Source organism: Amycolatopsis viridis, assembly GCF_011758765.1.
GTDB lineage: Bacteria > Actinomycetota > Actinomycetes > Mycobacteriales > Pseudonocardiaceae > Amycolatopsis_E > Amycolatopsis_E viridis.
In genome coordinates, this window is the sequence record NZ_JAANOU010000001.1 from 5,241,856 (window position 1) to 5,261,260 (window position 19,405).

The window sequence follows — 19,405 nt, forward strand, 5'->3', positions numbered from 1 at the left end:
CCCCGCGGCGCGCGAGCACCCGAGCCGGGCCGTGGCCCTGGTACCCGTGACGGTCCGGCCCGGGCCGGACCCCTTCGATCACTCCGGCTGGATCCACGACACCTGCATCAACTGCTTGCCGACCTTGCGGCTCACCAGCACACCACGGCCCGGCGGCATCGCGGACGGCTTGACGTTGCCCAGCAGCTGGCCCTCGTCCTTGCTGCCGTTCATGACCAGACCCGGAGCCACGATCTCCTTGAGCTTGCCGATGATCGGGTCGTAGGAGGACCGGGAGGCACCACCCGTGCGCCGCACCACGACCATGTGCAGGCCGACGTCCTTGGCCTGGGCCAGGAACTCCGACAACGGCTTGAGCGGGTTGGACGTCTGCGTGGCCACCAGGTCGTAGTCGTCGACCACGATGAACAGCTCCGGACCCTTCCACCACGACCGGTTGCGCAGCTGCTCCTGCGTCACGTCCGGCCCGGGCAGCCGGCGGGTCATCGAGCCGACGATGTCCTTGACCATGCCTTCCAGCTGGTTCGACGAAACCGCGTAACCGAGCAGGTGATCGCCCTCGACGAACCCGAGCATCGTGCGCCGGTAGTCGACCAGCACGATGACCGCTTCCTTGGCCGTGTACCGCTCGGTGATGCCGCGGGTGATCTGCCGCAGCAGGTTCGTCTTGCCGGACTCGCCGTCGGCGAACGCGAGGAAGTGCGGGTCGGCGTCGAAGTCCAGGTACACCGGCGCGAGCTCGTTCTCGTTGATGCCGATCGGGATGAGCCGCGTGTGCCGCTGCTTGTCCATGGACAGCACGTCCGCGTAGGACACCATCTCCGGCAGCAGCCGCACCTGCGGCGCCGGCCGGCCGGGCCAGGCCGCCCGGATCTTGGCGACCGCGTCAGCCACCCCCGCACCGATGGTCTCCGGATCGCTGGACCCGTCGATGCGCGGCAGGCCGATCAGCATGTGCAGCCGGTCCCGGGTGAGACCGCGGCCGGGCCGCCCCTCGGGCACGTTCACCGCGACCCGGCGGTCGATGTCCGACTCGCTCGGATCACCGAGGCGCAGCTCGAACCGCGTACCCAGCATGTCCTTGATCGCCGGGCGGATGTCGGCCCACCGGTTCGCCGAGACGATCACGTGCACGCCGTAGGCCAGGCCGCGCTGGGCCAGCGCGGTGATCTGCGGCTCCAGCTCCTCGAAGTCGTCACGCAGCGCGCGCCAGCCGTCGACGATCAGGAACGCGTCCCCGAACGGGTCCTGCTCCGGCGTGATCTCGCCGCGGCGCTTGCGGTTGCGGAAGTCGCTCATCGAGTCGATTCCCAGCTGGCCGAACAGACCCTCGCGCTCGTTGGCGAGCGCGTTGAGCTCGGCCACGATGCGGCGGGCCTTGTCCGGCTCGCGCCGGGCCACCGCCACGCCGCCCACGTGCGGCAGCTCGGACAGACCGGCGAGGGTGCCACCACCGAGGTCGATGCAGTAGAACTGCGCCTCCTCCGGGGTGTTGGCCAGCGACAGCGACATGATCAGCGTGCGCAGCAGGGTGGACTTACCCGACTGCGGGCCACCGACGATGACACCGTGCCCGGCGGCACCGGAGAAGTCCGCCCACAACGGGTCGCGCCGCTGCTCGAACGGCCGGTCCACGATGCCGATCGGCACCTGCAGCTTGCCGTTGCCGAAGAAGCCCACCGGGGACAGGCCACGGTCGTCGGTCGGGTTCAGGTTCGGCAGCAGGGTGTCCAGCGAGTTCGACTCGTTCAGCGGCGGCAGCCACACCTCGTGCGCCGGCGGGCCCTGGCCGACCAGGCGGTCGACGATGACCTCCAGCTCGGTGGGCTCGTTGCCCTCCTGCTGCTGCGGCTGCTTCGGGGCGTCCGCGCGCGCCGCCTCGGGCTCCGGAGCCGGCGGCAGTTCGACGTAGTCCGGGACGAACAGCTGCGGCCGCTTGTCCGCGCGGACCACGTTCGCCACCGGCCCGGCCGCCTGCATCCCCGCCGGCCGGTAGGGACCGGACACGTAGGACGCCTTGAAGCGGACCATCGTGTTCGTGTCGTACTTGAGGTAACCGGAACCCGGGATCGACGGCAGCTCGAACGCGTCCGGCACCCCGATCGCGGCGCGGGACTCCGCCGCGGAAAAGGTCTTCAGGCCGATCCGGTAGGACAGGAACGTGTCCAGACCACGCAGCTTGCCCTCCTCCAGGCGCTGCGAAGCGAGCAGCATGTGCATCTGCAGCGACCGGCCGACGCGGCCGATCTGCAGGAAGATGTCGATGAAGTCCGGCTTCGCCGTCAGCATCTCGGAGAACTCGTCGATGCAGATGAACAGTGCCGGCATCGGGTCGAGGTCGGCACCGTTCTCGCGCGCCTTCTCGTAGTCCCAGACGTTCTTGTAGTTGCCCTTGGCGAGCACTTCCTGGCGCCGCGCGACCTCGCCGGCGATCGCGTCCTTCATCCGGTCGACCAGCGTCAGGTCACCGGCCAGGTTGGTGATGGTCGCCGCGACGTGCGGCGCCTTGTCCAGGCCGAGGAACGTCGCGCCGCCCTTGAAGTCGACCAGGATCATGTTCAGCGTCGTGCTGGAGTGCGTGGCCAGCAGGCCGAGCACCAGCGTGCGCAGGAACTCCGACTTGCCGGAACCGGTGGCACCGATGCACAGGCCGTGCGGCCCCATGCCCTCCATCGCCGCTTCCTTGATGTCCAGCTCCACGGGCTGACCGAACTCGCCGATCCCGAACGGGACCCGGTAGCGGTCGCGCACCGGGCGCGGGCGCCACGCCTGCTGCACGTCGAACGTCATCGGGTCGCCCGGGATGCCGAGCAGCTCCAGCAGCGTCGGGTTGGACAGCAACGGCTCGTCGTCGCCGGCCTCCTGCGCCGCACCGCCGACGCGGTACGGCGCGAGCTTGCGGGCCAGCGCCTCGCACTCCACCGCGCTCAGGCTGTCCGGCTTGCCGAACCACTCGATGCCACCGCCGCTGCGCGCGCCGACCCGCTCCTTCTCCACCACCAGGCGCAGGCCGCGGCGCGCGGTGAGGTTGCCCAGCGAGTCCGACAGGTCGATCAGGGTGACCCCGACGAGGCCCTCCTCGAGGATGATCTGCTCCTCGCGGGTGATCTCGGCGTCGTCGAGCACGATCACGATGTGCGGCTGGTCCGGCGACGGCGTGGCGTTGCGGGAGAACCGCGGCCGGTCGCGCAGCTCGGCGTCCAGCCACTGCTCGATCTGCGCCAGCGAGCCGGCCATCATCCGCAGCTGGCCGATGCCGTCGGACAGCTCCGGGTGCTGGACGTGCGGCAACCACTTCGCCCATTCCCACTCGGCCTTCGCGCGACCGGTGGTGGCGAACGCCAGCAGCACGTCGTCGCAGCTGTGGAAGGTGACCAGCTGGGCCAGCATCGCCCTGGTCAGCCCCCGGGTCAGCTCCTTGTCGCCGCTCACGCTGACCGCCGCGAAGCCGCGCAGCGTGATCTGGGTGGGCAGGTCCGGGACGATCGAGTGGGCGCGCACGAACCGGCGCAGCGCGAGGGTGGCGATCGGCTCCAGCTCGTCAACCGGGCCGGTCTGCGGCGGGACCAGGCGCGTGGCCAGCCGGTGCGAGCTGCGGCCCACGCGCAGGTGCAGGAAGTCCTGGTCGTTCTGACGGCGCTCCCACATCCGGCGGCTCGCGGCCAGCGACCACAGCGCCTGCGGGTCCGGGTGCACCCACTCCAGCGAGGCGCGCTGATCGGCCATCGCCTCGCGGGCGCGCTCCCGCATCTGGCCGAGGTACCGCAGGTAGTCCTTGCGGTCCTCGTTCATCTCGGCCTTCTTGGCGCCGCCGCTCTTGCCGCCGCCGGCGAACATGCCGCCCATCGACATGAGCATCATCAGCGGGAACATCAGGGTCAGCGGGCTGCGCGCAGCGGCCCCGCCGGTGGTGAACAGGACCACGACCATGCCCAGCGTGGCCACGATCATGACCACGGGCATCATCTTCTGGACGATGTTGCCCGGGATCGTGCGGGGCACCTCCGGTGGCGGCTCGAGGTGGACCTCACCGCCCGGTGGACGCGGTGCAGCAAGCCGTGGTGACCTCTTGAACTGCAGCGTGCTCACCGAAGGGTCCCCTCTTCACACTCGATGTCGCCTGCTCCGCCAGGGCCCACACGGTAGCGAACACCAGCCCTGTCCAGGGCCGAGACCGCCCAGCCCGGCACCGATCGCCCGAATCCACCCCCGCGGCAGAGCCAGGTGCAGTAATACTAGGACCGCCCACCGACAGTCCGGAACGATCCGCGGGCACGCGTCGGGCAGGATTCACAGGCAGCGGCTGCCGCGGACGAGGGTGTTCGGTATAAGTAGCCCGCAGCATTCTCTCGGGTAGGGGGCAGGCAAGTGGCAACGGGCACGACGGTGTTCAGCAGGGTGACGGTGGTCGCGCCCAGCACCAGGATCGACGTGGCGCTGCCCGCCGACGTCGCGGTCGCCGACCTCATGCCGATGCTGCTCGAGATGGCCCGGGAAACCTCCCCCGACGGTGGCGCCCGGCACGGCGGCTGGGCGCTGGCGAAGCTGGGTGACGCCCCGCTCGACCCTAGCCGCACGCTCGCCTCGCTCGGCATCGTCGACGGTGACCTGCTCCAGCTGCGCAAGCGCAGCGACAACCCGCCGCCGCCGCTGTACGACGACGTGGTCGACGCGATCGCCGACGCGCAGCCGGACACGTTCCGGCCGTGGACAACGGAAACGGCACGGCGCATCGGGCACATCGCGGGCGGGCTGGCCCTGTTCACCGCGGCCCTGGCGTTGTTCACGGGCGGGCCGCTGTTCGGCGGCAACGGCCTGGCCGCCGCGCTCACCGCCGGTGTCGCCGCGATCGCCTGCCTCGCCGTCGGCGCGACCCTGGCCAAGGCGTACCAGGCCGAGGCGACCGGCGTGGTGATCGCCGCCGCGGGCGGGCTGCCGTTCGCGTTCGTCGCCGGCTTCTACGCCGTGCCCGGCCTGACCGTGCGCGCCAACCTGCTCCTGGCCAGTGGTCTGGTGGTGATCCTGGCCGCCGTCGCGATCATGATCATGGGGGCGGGCATCACCACGTTCATCGCCGCCGCCACGGCCGGGGTGATCGGGGTGGTCGCGTTCACCGTCGCGACCCTGATCGCCCACCCGGCCCCGGGCGTCGCCGCGGGGACCGCCGCCGGCGCGCTGGCGCTGATCTCCCTGCTGCCTCGCGCGACGATCTGGCTGGCCAAGCTGCCGCTGCCGCACGTGCCCAGCACCGCTGAGGAACTCAAAGAGGACACCGCGTTCCCCGACTACACCGAGATCGAGCGGCGCACGGCGCTGGCACACAAGTACATGACCGGCCTGCTGATCGGTTGCGGCGGCGCGACCGCGGTCGCAGCGATCATCACCGCCAGCGCGCCGGGCGTGTGGGGCATCCTCACCGCCGCCGTCGCGACGATGGTGCTGCTGCTGCGTGCCCGCTCCTACGCCAACGGCAGCCAGGCCGTCGCGTTGCTGACCACCGGCATCGTCTCCGGTGCGGGCATCCTGATCGGCTGGCTGGGCACGCAGAGCCCGGCGGGCCGCCTCCTGTGGGTGTTCGGGGTGCTGGTCATCGTCGGTGCGGGTGCGCTGGTGGTCGGCGTGGTGTTCCCGAACCAGCGGTTCTCGCCGCCGTTGCGCCGCACCGTCGAGATCTTCGAGGCCGTCTGCATCGCCACCGTGCTGCCCCTCGCGCTGGCCGTCATGAACCTGTACGCCACGCTGCGGCACATCTCGTTCTGAGCATGACTCGAGGGGGAACTCGCGTGCGGAGACTCGGGGCGCCCGGGCGGACGGTCACCGTCCTGCTCGCGGCGTCGATCGGCCTCCTGGGGACCAGTTCGGCCGGGGCGCAGACGGGCGGCACCGGCTCCGGCGGTTCCTGGGCGGTGCCGCCCCCGTTCGTCGCCGGCTACCTGCCGAACGACAACGGCGGCCGCAACGGCTTCGACTACCAGCCCAAGAACGCGTGCGTGACCCGCGACCTCGGGCAGAAGAACGTCGTCCTGCGGGAGAAGCCGTGGGGTCAGCAGTACCTGCAGATCGAAGAGGCCCAGCAGATCGCGCGGGCGAGGAGCGGTTCCGCCGGCGGCGGGATCCGGGTGGCCGTGATCGACACCGGCGTGACGCGGCACCCGTACCTGCCCCGGCTGGAGGGCGGCGGGGATTACGTCGTGGCGGGCGACAACGGCCTGAACGACTGCGACGGCCACGGCACCGAGGTGGCCGGGATCATCGCCGCGCAGACCCCGCAGGACCAGATCGGGTTCACCGGCGTCGCCCCGGACGCCACGATCGTGTCGATCCGGCAGTCCAGCCAGAACTACTCGAAGCCCAACACCGCGGGCGGCACCAGCGGCCAGCAGACCGGCGGCCGCCAGCAGAACGACGTCAACGGCGCGGGCACCACGGCCTCGCTCGCGCAGGCGATCGTGCGAGCAGTCAACCTGCACGTCAACGTCATCAACATGTCGGTGGACAACTGCCGCCCGGCGGACGGCGCGATCACCGACGGCGAACGGGCCGTGCAGGCAGCGGTCCGCTACGCCGTGGACCAGAACGTGGTGGTGGTCGCCGCGGCGGGCAACACCTCCGAAACGTGCCCGCAGAACGACCAGCCCGACCCGAACAGACCGCGATCCATCGTGACACCGCCCTGGTTCTCCGACGACGTCCTGTCCGTGGCGGCGATCGACGAGACCGGCGGGGTCGCACCGTTTTCGGTGCACGGGCCGTGGGTGAGCGTCGCCGCGCCGGGCACCAACATCATCTCGCTGGACCCGTCGAAGGGGTCGGACCAGCTGGCGAACCAGACGATCGAGAACGACAAGGCCACCCCGATCCAGGGCACCAGCTTCGCGGCGCCGTACGTGGCCGGGGTGGCCGCGCTGGTGGCCGCGCAGTACCCCGGGCTCTCGGCGCGGCAGATCATGAACCGGATCCGGGTGACGGCGCAGCACCCGGGTGCCCAGGACGGACGGGACAACTTCACCGGCTACGGCGTGGTGAACCCGGTGGCGGCGCTCACCGCGATCGTGCCGTCCGAGGAGAACGTGGCCGCCCACGCCCCGCGGCAGCTGCCGTCCGGGCTGCCCGACGCGTCACCGAAGAACTGGACGCCGATGGTCGTCGCGCTGGCCGGCACCGGCGGCGGCCTCGTCGTGCTGCTGGTGGTGATGTTCGTGATGCGGACGATCCGCCGCACCCGCGAAGCCACACCACCAACGAAGTGACCTGGGTGGTCATCCCGCCAAGGCGACGCTAGGCACCCTTGGCCATCCCGGAGCCTGCCCGTCCGGCGAGGACTCTTTTGATCTTTCCCGGCCTTCGGGCCGGGGCGACTCACGGCGCTCCGTGGTCAGGTCTGGCGCGCGGCCACGCTCGTTGCGTTGCCGGGTGGCAGTTGGCGAGATGAACGCGCCTGCGAGCGGCTTGTCTATTGTGGACTAGTTGCCCGCGGCTCGTTGCTGCTGGGCCGGGAAGCTGCCCGCGTCGGGTGCGATCGGGACCGAGTCGTAGCTCCGCTGCGCGTCCTGCACGTTGAGGGATGCGCCGGTCGGCAGCAGGCGCACGATGGCGTCCGGGGCTGGCCGCGGGTCGGTCAGGCCCAGGGCGTTCGCGGTGTTCGCGTCGGGCACTCCGTAGCGCAGGCCGCGGTCGGTCACCAGGGAGATCGGTCCCGTGGCGAAGGACTGCTTCGACGTCGCCGAGCGGATGACGGCTCCGCGGCCCGGTGGCAGGTAGAAGTTGTCGATCTTCAGACCGTCCGGGCTCGGCTGTCCGATCTGGATCAGTTTCGCGTCGGCGGGGACCGGGAGCTGCGTGCCCATGTACACCGCGGTGTGCTGGTCCTCCGTCGTCGGGTCGCCGGGGTTCACCACGTTCCAGCCGAGGCACGTCACCGGGGTCTGCGTCGGGTCCAGGACCGTCGGGATCGTGTTCGGCATGGTGTCGACCTTGAGCGCATCGGCGTCACCGGACTGGATCTGGCGGATCGCGGTGATCGTGTTCGGCGGCAGTTCCTGCGGCCGGGGCGCCGCGGCCGAGCTGCCCGAGAAGCGGATCAGATCCGCGACCGCGGGCGAGACGCGCTGGATCCCGTTCTGCAGCACCACGTAGCTGGTGCGGGTGCCGTCGGAGAACGAGACGACGAACACGTCACCCACCGCGAGCCCGGCCGCGCCCAGCGGCTGGAACTGCGACGGGCTGCCCTTGCCGGGGATCGCGGGCGGCGTGAACGGCGTCACCTGCGGGATGGCGTTCAGCAGGCCGATCGAGATGCGCCGCGCGTTCTGCGGGTTCAGGCCGAGTGCCGTGTAGACGCCCGCGCGCGCCGGGTCGAGCTCGGCCCGGACGGTGTTCGCGTTCGGCTGGTTCGGGTTCCGCGCCAGGCGGTAGATCAGGTACGGCTTGTCGTTGTCGCCGACGGCGAGGACGGCCTCGTCGTCGCCCAGCTCGCGTCCGGGGTTCGGCACTCCGGCGAGCACCGTCGTCGCGTTCGTAGCCTGCTGCAACGCGAGCTGGCTGGGCAGGTCGGAGCGGATGGTCAGCCGGTCGCACACCGCCCAGTCGTCGGAAACCCGCTGCGACGTGGTCGGCAGCAGCTGCGGACCGTCCACAATGCCCGTCAGCCGCCCGCGCGGGATGTCCTTGAGCTGGTCGTCCGGAACCACCGACGGCTGCACCGCCGCGGTCGCCGCACCGCCGTTGCGCCCCTGCTGCGCCATGAGCAGCAGGCGCGCCGAGGCCAGGTTGAAGGTCGGGACGAGCTGCTTCGGGTTTCCGGTCACGACGTAGATCGCGCCGGACTCCTCACCGATCACGATGTTGCCCGACCCCGGCACCGCGGGGCTCGGGCTGATCAATCCGAAGACCACGAAGCCGACGATCCCGAGCAGCGCCAGGAGGAAGCCGACGATCGTCGCCCGGCCGTGCGTCCGCATCGGATCGTGGAGCATCACCGAGTCCCGCCGGACCAGCGCGGACTGCATCCGGCGCAGCACGAACTGGTAGGCGTGAACCTGGGATTTCGTTGTCGGTGTTGACGGCATTCTCGACCTGCTGCTCCCCGAGTCGCGGTACGGTTCCGCAGGATAGCGGTACGGGAACAGGGGCGGTGCGGGTTTCTCCCAACTCCGGCTAGGGTCAGGTTCCCGGCCGACCGGCTTGCCGGGATCGCTGTAGGTACGAGGGGAAGAACGAGCGGATGTCCGTCACCACTCCGCCACGTCCGGGCGGGCCCCCGGGTCCGCCGCCGCCGGGAGGTCGACCGCCGGGCCCGCCGCCGCACCAGGGGAGACCGGGCGGACCCGCCGGACCGCGCATCCCGCAGGGACCTGGAGGACCGGGTGGACCGGGCGGCCCCGGCGGTCGCGGCCCCGGTGGACCGGGTGGCCCCGGTGGCCCCGGTGGGCCGGGCGGTGGACCGGGAGGGACACCACCCGCGCAGCCGCCGGCGCCGGTCGCTCCCCCGGTTCGCCGCCGCGTCCGGAACACCCGGCTCGGGCCGGTTCCGGTGGCGAACCTCGTGGTGCTCGAAATCGGCCTGGCGGTCGGGCTGATCCTCGTCGCCATCAACCAGTCGCTGCTCTACGTCGGCGTCGGGGTGCTCGCCGCCGCGCTGATCGTCGCGGTGCTGCGCTGGCGCGGTCAGTGGTTCACCCAATGGGTCGGACTGACACTGCGTTATTCGTTCCGCGGCCACGACCGGGTGGCGACGCCGCCCGCGCCCGACACCCACGAGGCCGCCCCGGGCGAGGTGTCCGTCACCGGACCCGACGACGTGCGCGTCAGCCTGCTGCGGCTCGTCGTGCCGGACCTCGTGGTCGCCCACGGCAAGGACCACGAGCTGCAGGAGGTCGGGCTCGCCTGGCACGAGGGCACCTGGACCGCCGTGCTGCTGGTGGAGCCCGCGCCCGCGCTGATCACCCAGGCCGGTGGCGCACCGAGCCTGCCGCTGTCGGCGCTGGCACCGTGCCTGGAGGACCGGGGGGTGGTGCTGGACTCCATCCAGATGATCTGGCACTGCTACCCGGGCAGCGCCGCGCTGCCCGCCGACTCCCCCGCGCTCACGTCCTACCTGGAGGTCCTCGGACCGCTCCCAGCGGCGGCGCGCCGCACGACGTGGGTCGCCATCCGGCTGGACCCGCGGCGCTGCCCGACGGCGATCCGGGAGCGCGGCGGCGGCGTGGTCGGTGCCCACCGCGCCCTGATCGGCGCGTTGTCCCGCGTGCGCAACGCCCTGGAGTCGCAGGGGGTGCCGACGCGCCCGCTGAACCCGGACGAGCTGCTGCGGGCCGGGATCTCGGCCGCCGAGCTGACGGCGGCGGTCGCCGGCGGGTCGGCGGTCAACCTGAAGGAGAACTGGACCAGCGCGACCGCGGCCGGCATCGGGCACGCCAGCTACGCGATCACCGGCTGGCCGAAGGGCCGGGTCACGGCCACGCTGAACGCGTTGACCAGCGTGCGGACCCTGTCCTCGACGGTGGCGCTGTCCATGTCACCGTCGGACGACGAGGGCAAGATCGGGCTGCGCGGTGTGGTGCGGTTGAGCGCGCGTAGCCCGCGTGAACTGGACGCCGCCGACGAGCGGCTGAACGCCATCGCCGAGCGCATCGGGGTGTCGCTGACCCCGCTCCGGGGAGTTCAGGTCGGCGGTCTCGCCGCCACCATGCCGATGGGAGGCACCGCATGAGCCTGCGGCTTCGTGACCCGGGCCGGAACACCGGGGTGGCGCCGGAGTTCGTGGTCGACCCGGCACTGCTGGACGCGATCAGCCCGTCCGGCGATCGCGGCGGGATCGTGGTCGGCTCGGGTCTGAAGGGCGAGCCGCTGACGATCTCGGCTCTGCGTGCCGCGCCCACCCGGATCGTGCTGGTGGGCGGTCTCTACCTGGCGCGCCAGGTCGCGCTGCGGGCGGTCGCCGTCGGAGCGTGGGTGACCATCGCGACCGGACGGCCCGCGGCCTGGCAGGTGCTGCCGAAGGCGGCCGGGAACCAGCCGAACGGACAGCCGTCGCCGCTGGTGACGATCCGCCGGCTGTCCCCGGTCGAGCTGCCGCGCCCGTCCGAGGACGCCCCCCTGCTGGTGGTCACCGACGGCGGGCCGACGCCCCAGGACCTGTTCCCGCCGCGCTCCCCCTGGCACACGACGATGTACGTGCTGCCGTACCTGCACCCCCAGGCGACGACGATCGCCAACGCGGCGGACGTGGTGCTGATGCAGCGGCTGCCGGTCGGACAGGCCGAGCTGGCGGCCCGCATCTGGCGACTGCCGCCGCAGATGATGCGCCAGCTGACCACGCTGAAGGACGACCAGGTGGTGGCGCTGGGCCAGAACCTGTGGCGCCCGCTGCGGCTGGTCACCACACCGAAGGAGCAGCAGCTGCTCGGCCCCGTCCGCCGCGGCGACTGACCCACCGGGCCCGCCGCCCAGCGACCGCTGCGTTGCCCGTGGCGGTGGAAGAAGCTCTCCACAGGCGAGCTCCAACCTGTGGACAACTCCTGTGGATTGTGGATAACCCTAGGAAGCCTCGGAGGCCGCGCGCATGTTGCGGGTCTGCTCCGCTCGCGCGGCCAGCTCCTCGTCAGCCGGGTAGTCGACCCCGATCAGGGTCAGCCCGTGTGCCGGGGCCACCGCGCTGTCCCGCACCCCCCCGCTCAGCAGCTCGGCGGGCCAGGACACCGGTCGACGGCCGTCGCCGACCAGGAGCATGGCCCCGACCAGGCTGCGCACCATCGAGTGGCAGAACGCATCGGCAGACACCGACGCCTCCACGACGTGCGTGTCGATTCGCCGCCAGGTGAACCGCTGCAACTCGCGGATCGTCGTGCCCCCCGCGCGCTGCTTGCAGAACGCGGCGAAATCGCGCAGGCCCAGCAGCTTCTCCGACGCCTCGTTCATCGCCGTCAGCGACAGGGGCCGTCCCCACCCCAGCGTGTCGAAGCGGTGCAGCGGGTCGACGCCCCACGGCGCGTCCGATACCCGGTACCGGTAGTGCCGCCGGATCGCGGAGAACCGGGCGTCGAATCCGGTCGGCGCCACCCGGGCGTCGAGCACCCGGACATCCCCCGGCAGGAACCGGTTCCACCGGTGCCGCATGCGCTCCAGGTCCGGGATACCGCGGGCATCCACCGCCAGGCGTCCGGACGGCGCGGACAGCGGCACCACGTCCACGTGCACGACCTGCCCGGTGGCGTGCACCCCGGCATCCGTGCGCCCCGCCACGACCACCGGCTTCGGCACCGCGGCGCCGGGCGGCTGCTTCGCGAGCGCGTCCTCGAGCAGGCCCTGGACCGTCCGGCGGCCAGGCTGCCGGGCCCAGCCCGAGAACGCCGTGCCGTCGTAGCTGACGTCCAGGCGCAGACGAACGAGCCCGCCCTCCCCGGAGGGAGCAGCGGGCTCGTTGCCTGGACCGAACTCAGCCGTCAGGACTCGTCCTTCTTGTCCTCGGCCGGGGTCTCCTCAGCGGCACCCTCGGCCGGCTCGGCGGTCGCCTCGGTGGTGGCCGACACGGGCGCCTCGGCGTCCTGGTCGGTCACCTCCGCGGCGGTCTCCTCGGCCTTGGTGTCCTCAGCCGCGGGCGACGCCTCGGCCGAGTCCTTGGCGAACTTGGTCCTGCGCGCCTTCTCGGCCTCCGAGGTGACGGTCTTCTCGGACACCAGCTCGATGACCGCCATCGGGGCGTTGTCGCCCTTGCGCGGCAGCGTCTTGGTGATCCGGGTGTAACCGCCCTCGCGGTCGGCGAAGAACGGGCCGATCTCGGCGATCAGCTTGTGAACCACGTCCTTGTCGCGGATCACGCGCTGGATCTGCCGCCGGTTGTGCAGGTCACCGCGCTTCGCCTTGGTGATCAGCTTCTCGGCGAGCGGCCGCATCCGGCGGGCCTTGGCCTCGGTCGTGGTGATCTTGCCGTGCTCGAACAGCGACGTGGCGAGGTTCGCCAGCATCAGCCGCTCGTGGGCCGCGGATCCACCGAGACGGGGGCCCTTCGTGGGGGTGGGCATTGCTTCTCCTCGTAAATCCGGCCGCTTTCAGGCCGGCGCCCGCCCCGCACGCATCACCGAGCGGGGCGGGCCGCCGTCCTTACAGCTGCTCCGTCTCTGCGTAGTCCTGGCCGTCGTCGTGGCCGTTGTCCGACAGACCGCCGACACCCTCGGCGGACCAGCTCTCGCCGCCCTCGTAGGACGCGGCAGCCGCGGTCGGGTCGAACCCGGGCGGGCTGTCCTTCAGCGAAAGGCCGAGACCGACGAGCTTCATCTTGACCTCGTCGATCGACTTCGCACCGAAGTTGCGGATGTCGAGCAGGTCGGCCTCGCTGCGCGAGACCAGCTCGCCGACCGTGTGGATGCCCTCGCGCTTGAGGCAGTTGTACGACCGGACGGTCAGGTCCAGGTCCTCGATCGGCATCGCGTAGGCGGCGATGGTGTCCGCCTCCTGCGGCGACGGCCCGATCTCGATGCCCTCGGCGTCGACGTTGAGCTCCCGGGCCAGGCCGAACAGCTCGACCAGCGTCTTGCCGGCGGAGGCGACGGCGTCACGCGGGGTGATCGACGGCTTGGTCTCGACGTCCAGGATCAGCTTGTCGAAGTCGGTGCGCTGCTCGACACGGGTCGCCTCGACCTTGTAGGTGACCTTCAGCACCGGCGAGTAGATCGAGTCGACCGGGATCCGGCCGATCTCGGCACCCGACTGCTTGTTCTGCTGAGCAGGCACGTAACCGCGGCCGCGCTCGACGACCAGTTCGATCTCCAGCTTGCCCTTGCCGTTCAGCGAGGCGATGTGCAGATCCTGGTTGTGCACGGTGACACCGGCGGGCGGGACGATGTCCGCCGCGGTGACCTCACCGGGGCCCTGCTTGCGCAGGTACATGGTGACCGGCTCGTCCTCCTCGGAGGACACGACCAGTTCCTTGAGGTTCAGGATGATGTCGGTGACGTCTTCCTTCACCCCGGGGACCGTGGTGAACTCGTGCAGCACGCCGTCGATGCGGATGCTGGTGACCGCCGCGCCCGGGATGGACGACAGCAGCGTGCGCCGCAGCGAGTTGCCGAGCGTGTAACCGAACCCGGGCTCCAGCGGCTCGATGGTGAACCGGGACCGGGTCTCGTTGATCGGCTCCTCGCTGAGGGCCGGTCGCTGGGAAATCAGCACTTTCTTCTCTTCCTTTCCTGCCGGCGCCCGCCATATGACGCCGAAAGGGATGGCGAAGCGGCGGCGCGCGGGTGCGCGCCGCCGCTGCCGATCACTTCGAGTAGTACTCGACGATCAGCTGTTCCTGGACCGGAACGTCGATCTGCGCCCGCTCGGGGAGCTGGTGCACCAGGATGCGCAGGTTCGACGGCACGACCTGCAGCCAGCCGGGGATCGGCCGGTCGCCGAAGGACTCCTTCGCGGCCACGAAGGGCAGCATCTGGAGCGACTTCGGCCGCACGTCGATGATGTCGAACTTCTCGACCTGGTAGCTGGGGATGGTCACCTTCACGCCGTTGACGGTGAAGTGACCGTGCGCCACCAGCTGACGCGCCTGACGGCGGGTCCGGGCCAGGCCGGCCCTGTACACGACGTTGTCCAGGCGCGACTCGAGGATCTGCAGCAGGTTCTCACCGGTCTTGCCGGGGCGCCGTGCGGCCTCCTTGTAGTAGCGGCTGAACTGCCGCTCCAGGACACCGTAGGTGTAGCGAGCCTTCTGCTTCTCCTGCAGCTGGAGCAGGTACTCGGACTCCTTGACCCGGCCGCGGCCGTGCTGGCCGGGCGGGTACGGGCGGCGCTCGAAAGCCTGGTCGCCGCCGACGAGGTCAACCTTGAGGCGCCGCGAGATGCGAGTCGCGGGGCCGGTGTAGCGAGCCATCTGTTGTTACTCCTCCCCGTTCCTCAGACCCGGCGCCGCTTGGGCGGGCGGCAGCCGTTGTGAGGCTGCGGGGTCACGTCCTGGATGGTGCCGACCTCGAGACCGGCGGCCTGCAGCGAACGGATCGCCGTCTCCCGGCCGGAACCCGGGCCCTTGACGAACACGTCGACCTTCTTCATCCCGTGCTCGGCCGCCTTGCGGGCCGCGTTCTCGGCGGCCATCTGGGCGGCGAACGGGGTGGACTTGCGGGAGCCCTTGAAGCCGACGTGGCCGGACGAGGCCCACGAGATCACCGCACCGTTCGGGTCGGTGATCGACACGATGGTGTTGTTGAAGGTGCTCTTGATGTGCGCGTGGCCGTGGGCCACGTTCTTCTTTTCCTTCCGCCGGACCTTCTTGGCCCCGGCGCGAGCCTTGGGTGGCATGTGGGTGGTGTCTCCTGCCTAACGCGAGTTGTCGGTCTGTGCGGCGGCCGCGGCGGCCTCGCGGGCCTCCTGCTGGCCACGCCGGATCAGCGAACCGGCGTCGGTGTAGAGCTGGCGAAGCGCCATCGGGCGGGCATACAGGGCCTTCGGCGAGACGCACGAATTGTTGCGGCGGCGCATCTGCCCGGCGCCGATCCGCACGACCTTCTTGCCCTGGACGCTCACTTCTTGCCAGCCTTCTTCTTGCCGGCGACCGTCTTCTTCGGACCCTTGCGGGTGCGGGCGTTGGTCTTGGTCCGCTGACCGCGGACGGGCAGACCGCGGCGCCACCGCAGGCCCTCGTAGCAGCCGATCTCGATCTTGCGACGGATGTCGGCCTGCACCTCGCGGCGGAGGTCACCCTCGACCTTGAAGTTCTCTTCGATGTGGTCCCGCAGCTTGACGAGGTCGTCGTCGGTGAGGTCGCGGACCCGGGTGTCCGGGTTCAGCGACGTCGCCGCGATGAGCTCCTTCGAGCGGGTACGACCGATGCCGTAGATGTAGGTCAGCGCGATCTCCAACCGCTTCTCGCGGGGGAGGTCGACGCCGGCGAGTCGTGCCATGGCGCTTGATGCTCCTTGTCGGTGTTCGTCGCTCCAGGTGTTCTCCCCGCCCGGTTCCGGGACCGACTCGCACGTCGTCCGGTGCACTTGCGTGCCCGGTGTCCCGGCCCCGGCCTGGAGTCCGGGGGTCGGCCGGTTCGCTCACGCGACCCGGCAGGTGCGGGGAGGGTGTTCAGCTGTCCGTCCGCTCTGCGTGTGCAGGCGGTGATCAGCCCTGCCGCTGCTTGTGCCGCAGGTTCTCGCAGATCACCATGATCCGGCCGTGGCGGCGGATCACCTTGCACTTGTCGCAGATCTTCTTGACGCTCGGCTGGACCTTCACGTCTCCTGCTTCCTTATGCGTTGCTCACCGTGTCACTTGTAGCGGTAGACAATGCGCCCGCGAGACAGGTCGTACGGCGACAACTCGACGACAACCCGGTCCTCCGGGAGGATGCGGATGTAGTGCTGCCGCATCTTGCCGCTGATGTGCGCCAGGACCTTGTGACCGTTCTCCAACTCGACTCGGAACATCGCGTTGGGGAGTGGCTCGATGACCCGACCCTCGACCTCGATGGCCCCGTCTTTCTTAGCCATGTCCTCCGCGTTTCGTGACTTGGTAGAGAGCGTTCGGCTTCTCTCGGTGTAAGCGCACACGCCACACCGACCCCTGAGAACCCGAGCATTTACGAGCACGTTGGAACCGGCGTGATGAGTACGCCGACTAGACAGTGTACGCAGCCGGTGTCGCACCTCGCGAGGCGGGGTGGGATGTGGTAGGCGACGTCACCCCTACGATACCCCGCGCAGCCCCCGACGGGGGGAAACCGCAGGTCAGGCGTCTTCGGGGAGGGTGAGGACGCGCGGACCGTCCTCGGTGACCGCGACCGTGTGCTCCCAGTGGGCGGCACGTGAGCCGTCCGCGGTCACGACGGTCCAGCCGTCCTCGAGCTCGACCGTCTCGGCGCTGCCGCCGGTCAGCATCGGCTCGATCGCCAGGGCCATGCCGGGCTTGAGCCGCGGCCCCTTGCCGGGCTTGCCGACGTTCGGCAGGAACGGCTCCATGTGCATCTCGGTGCCGATGCCGTGCCCGCCGTACTCGACGATCTGGCCGTAGTCGATGCCGTCGGCCGCGGCCGACGTCTCCGCCGAGGTCTGCACCGCGTGCGAGATGTCGGTGAGCCGTGCACCGGGCACCGCGGCCTCGATGCCGGCGAGCATCGCCGCGCGGGTGGCCGCGGAGAGGGCCTGGTCGGCCGGTGCGATCGTGCCGATGGCCAGGGTCACGGCGGAGTCGCCGTGCCAGCCGTCGAGGATGGCGCCGCAGTCGACCGACAGCAGGTCGCCGTCGGCGAGCACCGTCGACGAGGCGGGGATGCCGTGCACGATCTGCTCGTTCACCGAGGCGCAGATGGAGGCCGGGAACCCGTGGTAGCCCTTGAACGAGGGCACCGCCCCGGCCGCCCGGATGGTCTGCTCGGCGATCTCGTCGAGGTCGGCCGTGCTGACACCGGGCTTGGCGGCCTCGGCGACCGCCGCGAGGGTGCGGGCCACGACGATCCCGGCGGCCCGCATCGCGTCGAGTTCGCCCGGCGTCTTGATCTCGATGCCGCGATGGCGGCGGAGCACGGAAGGCACCAGGTTCACGCGCGCGCGTCGAGGGCGTTCACGATCCGCGAGGACACCTCGTCGACCTCGCCGACACCGTCCACCTTGACCAGGATGTCCCGGTAGTAGTCGAGCAGCGGGGCGGTCTCCGACTGGTAGACCTGCTGCCGGCGGCGGATGACCTCTTCGGTGTCGTCCGTGCGGCCGCGGCCGAGCAGGCGCTCGACCAGCACGTCCTCCGGCACGTCCAGCTGGATCACGGCGTCGAGCTCGCTGCCCGACTCCGCCAGCATCTCGCCGAGGACCTCGGCCTGCTTGGTGTTGCGCGGAAAGCCGTCCAGCAGGAAGCCGGCCTTGACGTCGGAGTCGGCCAGGCGCTCGCGGACCATCTCGTTCGTGACACTGTCCGGGACCAGCTCGCCGGAGTCGAGGTAGCGCTTCGCCTCCTCGCCCAGCGGCGTCTGCTCCGCGACGTGGGCGCGGAAGAGATCACCGGTCGAGATGTGCGGGATGGAGAGCCGCTGCGACAGCGCTACCGCCTGAGTTCCCTTTCCTGCTCCGGGCGGGCCGACAAGAACCAGGCGCGTCATCGCAAGAACCCTTCGTAATTCCGCTGCATCAGCTGGCTTTCGATCTGCTTCACCGTGTCCAGTCCGACGCCGACCATGATCAGTACGGCGGTACCGCCGAACGGGAAGTTCTGGTTGTTGCCCTCCTGCGTGATCGACAGGAAGAAGTTCGGCAGGATCGCGATGATGCCGAGGTAGAGCGACCCGGGGAAGGTGATGCGGCTGAGCACGAAGCTCAGGTACTCGGCGGTCGGCCGGCCGGGCCGGATGCCCGGGATGAAGCCGCCGAACTTCTTCATCTCCTCCGCGCGCTCGTCCACGTTGAACGTGATGGTGATGTAGAAGTACGTGAAGAAGATGATCAGCGCGAAGTACAGCAGGATGTGCACCCAGTTGGACTGGCTGACCAGGTAGGTCTTCACGAACGCTTGCCACCCCGACCCGCTCGTCGGGTCACCGAACAGCCGGCTGATCAGGTCGGGCAGGTACAGCAGCGACGAAGCGAAGATGACCGGGATGACGCCGGCCTGGTTCACCTTGATCGGCAGGTAGGTCGACGTGCCGCCGTACATCCGGCGGCCGATCATCCGCTTGGCGTACTGCACCGGGATCCGGCGCTGGCCCTGCTCGACGAAGATGACGCTGGCGATGATCACCAGGCCGAACACGCACACCAGCGCGAACACGATGCCGCCCTGGCCGCTGATGATGGCGCCACCCTCGGCGGGGATCCGGGCCGCGATGTTCAGGAAGATCAGCACCGACATGCCGTTGCCGACGCCGCGCTCGGTGATGAGCTCGCCCAGCCACATCATGATCGCGGTACCCGCCGTCATCGTGACGACGATCAGCGCCAGCGAGAAGATGCTGTTGTCCGGGATGATCGCCTCGGCGCAATCGGGGAACAGCAGGCGGCGGTCGGCGAGCGCCACGACACCGGTCGCCTGCAGGATCGCCAGCGCGATGGTGAGGTACCGGGTGTACTGGGTCAGCTTGTTCTGGCCGGACTGGCCTTCCTTCTTCAGCTCCTCGAACCGCGGGATGACGACGGTGAGCAGCTGGATGATGATGCTGGCCGTGATGTACGGCATGATGCCGGTCGAGAAGATCGACAGTTGCAGGAGCGCCCCGCCGCTGAACAGGTTCAGCAGGGAGTAGATGCCCGACTGGTCGGCACCCGCCTGGCAAGCCTGCACATTGGGATAGGAGACCCCGGGCGCCGGCGTGACCGCACCGATCCGGTAAACGGCCACGATCAACAGCGTGAACAGGATCTTCTTGCGCAGGTCCGGCGTGGTGAGAGCCGAGCGAAAGGCGCTGAGCACGCGGGGGACCTCCTCGGCGTCGCCGGTGGGT

Annotated in this window: 18 protein-coding genes; 4 read left to right on the forward strand and 14 right to left on the reverse strand. The window is 70.3% G+C overall.

Annotation, left to right across the window (positions count from 1 at the left end; translation table 11 throughout):
• Nucleotides 1-78 precede the first annotated feature (78 nt).
• Nucleotides 79-4,089 carry a type VII secretion protein EccCa gene (eccCa, locus tag FHX46_RS25900; RefSeq protein WP_167120108.1) on the reverse strand — a complete coding sequence of 1,337 codons (4,011 nt, stop codon included), beginning with the start codon at nucleotides 4,087-4,089 and terminating at the stop codon, nucleotides 79-81.
• Nucleotides 4,090-4,368: 279 nt separating this feature from the next.
• Between eccCa and eccD the strand changes: the two genes are divergently transcribed.
• Together eccD and mycP are read left to right on the forward strand one after the other, a co-directional pair.
• Entirely contained in the window at nucleotides 4,369-5,760 is a 1,392-nt protein-coding gene (gene eccD, locus FHX46_RS25905) for a type VII secretion integral membrane protein EccD (protein WP_167120111.1), read from the forward strand.
• 23 nt (nucleotides 5,761-5,783) lie between these two features.
• On the forward strand, nucleotides 5,784-7,250 hold the full coding sequence (gene mycP / locus FHX46_RS25910; RefSeq protein WP_390622641.1) for a type VII secretion-associated serine protease mycosin: 1,467 nt from the start codon (nucleotides 5,784-5,786) through the stop codon (nucleotides 7,248-7,250).
• A 213-nt stretch (nucleotides 7,251-7,463) separates the two neighbouring features.
• Here the strand turns inward: mycP and eccB are convergent, their stop codons facing one another.
• Entirely contained in the window at nucleotides 7,464-9,068 is a 1,605-nt protein-coding gene (eccB, locus tag FHX46_RS25915) for a type VII secretion protein EccB (RefSeq protein ID WP_167120117.1), read from the reverse strand.
• Nucleotides 9,069-9,532: 464 nt separating this feature from the next.
• Here eccB and eccE point away from each other — a divergent pair, with 464 nt between their 5' ends.
• Together eccE and FHX46_RS25925 are read left to right on the forward strand one after the other, a co-directional pair.
• Nucleotides 9,533-10,711 (forward strand): type VII secretion protein EccE, encoded by a 1,179-nt coding sequence (eccE, locus tag FHX46_RS25920; protein WP_167121683.1) that lies wholly within the window; start codon nucleotides 9,533-9,535, stop codon nucleotides 10,709-10,711.
• Nucleotides 10,708-11,430: a hypothetical protein gene (locus FHX46_RS25925; RefSeq protein WP_167120120.1), complete on the forward strand. Its 723-nt coding sequence runs from the start codon at nucleotides 10,708-10,710 to the stop codon at nucleotides 11,428-11,430. The genes eccE and FHX46_RS25925 overlap by 4 nt, the downstream gene beginning before the upstream one ends.
• Before the next feature lie 108 nt (nucleotides 11,431-11,538).
• Here the strand turns inward: FHX46_RS25925 and truA are convergent, their stop codons facing one another.
• The 12 genes from truA to secY all read right to left on the reverse strand — a co-directional run bounded on the left by truA (nucleotide 11,539) and on the right by secY (nucleotide 19,374).
• Nucleotides 11,539-12,375, reverse strand: a complete 837-nt coding sequence (gene truA / locus FHX46_RS25930; protein WP_208401782.1) for a tRNA pseudouridine(38-40) synthase TruA — start codon at nucleotides 12,373-12,375, stop codon at nucleotides 11,539-11,541.
• A 68-nt stretch (nucleotides 12,376-12,443) separates the two neighbouring features.
• Nucleotides 12,444-13,022 carry a 50S ribosomal protein L17 gene (gene rplQ, locus FHX46_RS25935; RefSeq protein ID WP_167120123.1) on the reverse strand — a complete coding sequence of 193 codons (579 nt, stop codon included), beginning with the start codon at nucleotides 13,020-13,022 and terminating at the stop codon, nucleotides 12,444-12,446.
• Between the two features lie 79 nt (nucleotides 13,023-13,101).
• A complete protein-coding gene (locus tag FHX46_RS25940; RefSeq protein ID WP_167120126.1) occupies nucleotides 13,102-14,169 on the reverse strand; it encodes a DNA-directed RNA polymerase subunit alpha in 1,068 nt (355 codons plus the stop codon).
• 91 nt (nucleotides 14,170-14,260) lie between these two features.
• Complete coding sequence (gene rpsD, locus FHX46_RS25945) at nucleotides 14,261-14,866, reverse strand: 30S ribosomal protein S4 (RefSeq protein WP_017986634.1); 606 nt, start codon at nucleotides 14,864-14,866, stop codon at nucleotides 14,261-14,263.
• A gap of 23 nt (nucleotides 14,867-14,889) precedes the next feature.
• A complete protein-coding gene (gene rpsK, locus FHX46_RS25950) occupies nucleotides 14,890-15,291 on the reverse strand; it encodes a 30S ribosomal protein S11 (protein ID WP_017986633.1) in 402 nt (133 codons plus the stop codon).
• A gap of 18 nt (nucleotides 15,292-15,309) precedes the next feature.
• Nucleotides 15,310-15,516: a hypothetical protein gene (locus FHX46_RS25955; RefSeq protein WP_167120129.1), complete on the reverse strand. Its 207-nt coding sequence runs from the start codon at nucleotides 15,514-15,516 to the stop codon at nucleotides 15,310-15,312.
• Entirely contained in the window at nucleotides 15,513-15,893 is a 381-nt protein-coding gene (rpsM, locus tag FHX46_RS25960) for a 30S ribosomal protein S13 (protein ID WP_017986631.1), read from the reverse strand. The genes FHX46_RS25955 and rpsM overlap by 4 nt, the downstream gene beginning before the upstream one ends.
• A 208-nt stretch (nucleotides 15,894-16,101) precedes the next feature.
• On the reverse strand, nucleotides 16,102-16,215 hold the full coding sequence (gene rpmJ / locus FHX46_RS25965; RefSeq protein ID WP_004558882.1) for a 50S ribosomal protein L36: 114 nt from the start codon (nucleotides 16,213-16,215) through the stop codon (nucleotides 16,102-16,104).
• A 32-nt stretch (nucleotides 16,216-16,247) separates the two neighbouring features.
• On the reverse strand, nucleotides 16,248-16,469 hold the full coding sequence (gene infA, locus FHX46_RS25970; protein WP_005443304.1) for a translation initiation factor IF-1: 222 nt from the start codon (nucleotides 16,467-16,469) through the stop codon (nucleotides 16,248-16,250).
• 237 nt (nucleotides 16,470-16,706) lie between these two features.
• Nucleotides 16,707-17,519 (reverse strand): type I methionyl aminopeptidase, encoded by an 813-nt coding sequence (map, locus tag FHX46_RS25975; RefSeq protein WP_313886250.1) that lies wholly within the window; start codon nucleotides 17,517-17,519, stop codon nucleotides 16,707-16,709.
• The gene (locus FHX46_RS25980) at nucleotides 17,516-18,070 is read right to left on the reverse strand and encodes an adenylate kinase (protein ID WP_167120132.1); all 555 of its coding nucleotides are present in this window, start codon (nucleotides 18,068-18,070) and stop codon (nucleotides 17,516-17,518) included. The genes map and FHX46_RS25980 overlap by 4 nt, the downstream gene beginning before the upstream one ends.
• The gene (gene secY / locus FHX46_RS25985; RefSeq protein WP_167121686.1) at nucleotides 18,067-19,374 is read right to left on the reverse strand and encodes a preprotein translocase subunit SecY; all 1,308 of its coding nucleotides are present in this window, start codon (nucleotides 19,372-19,374) and stop codon (nucleotides 18,067-18,069) included. The genes FHX46_RS25980 and secY overlap by 4 nt, the downstream gene beginning before the upstream one ends.
• Nucleotides 19,375-19,405 lie beyond the last annotated feature (31 nt).

Bases quoted from the DNA above. Each gene is read 5' to 3' on its own strand.
- rplQ (WP_167120123.1), bottom strand. From the start codon at position 13,022: ATGCCCACCCCCACGAAGGGCCCCCGTCTCGGTGGATCCGCGGCCCAC.
- rpsD (WP_017986634.1), bottom strand. From the start codon at position 14,866: ATGGCTCGCTACACCGGCCCCGCGACTCGCATCTCGCGGCGCCTCAAG.
- FHX46_RS25980 (WP_167120132.1), bottom strand. From the start codon at position 18,070: ATGACGCGCCTGGTTCTTGTCGGCCCGCCCGGAGCAGGAAAGGGAACT.
- rpsK (WP_017986633.1), bottom strand. From the start codon at position 15,291: ATGCCACCCAAGGCTCGCGCCGGGGCCAAGAAGGTCCGGCGGAAGGAA.
- rpsM (WP_017986631.1), bottom strand. From the start codon at position 15,893: ATGGCACGACTCGCCGGCGTCGACCTCCCCCGCGAGAAGCGGTTGGAG.
- FHX46_RS25925 (WP_167120120.1), top strand. From the start codon at position 10,708: ATGAGCCTGCGGCTTCGTGACCCGGGCCGGAACACCGGGGTGGCGCCG.
- eccB (WP_167120117.1), bottom strand. From the start codon at position 9,068: ATGCCGTCAACACCGACAACGAAATCCCAGGTTCACGCCTACCAGTTC.
- infA (WP_005443304.1), bottom strand. From the start codon at position 16,469: ATGGCTAAGAAAGACGGGGCCATCGAGGTCGAGGGTCGGGTCATCGAG.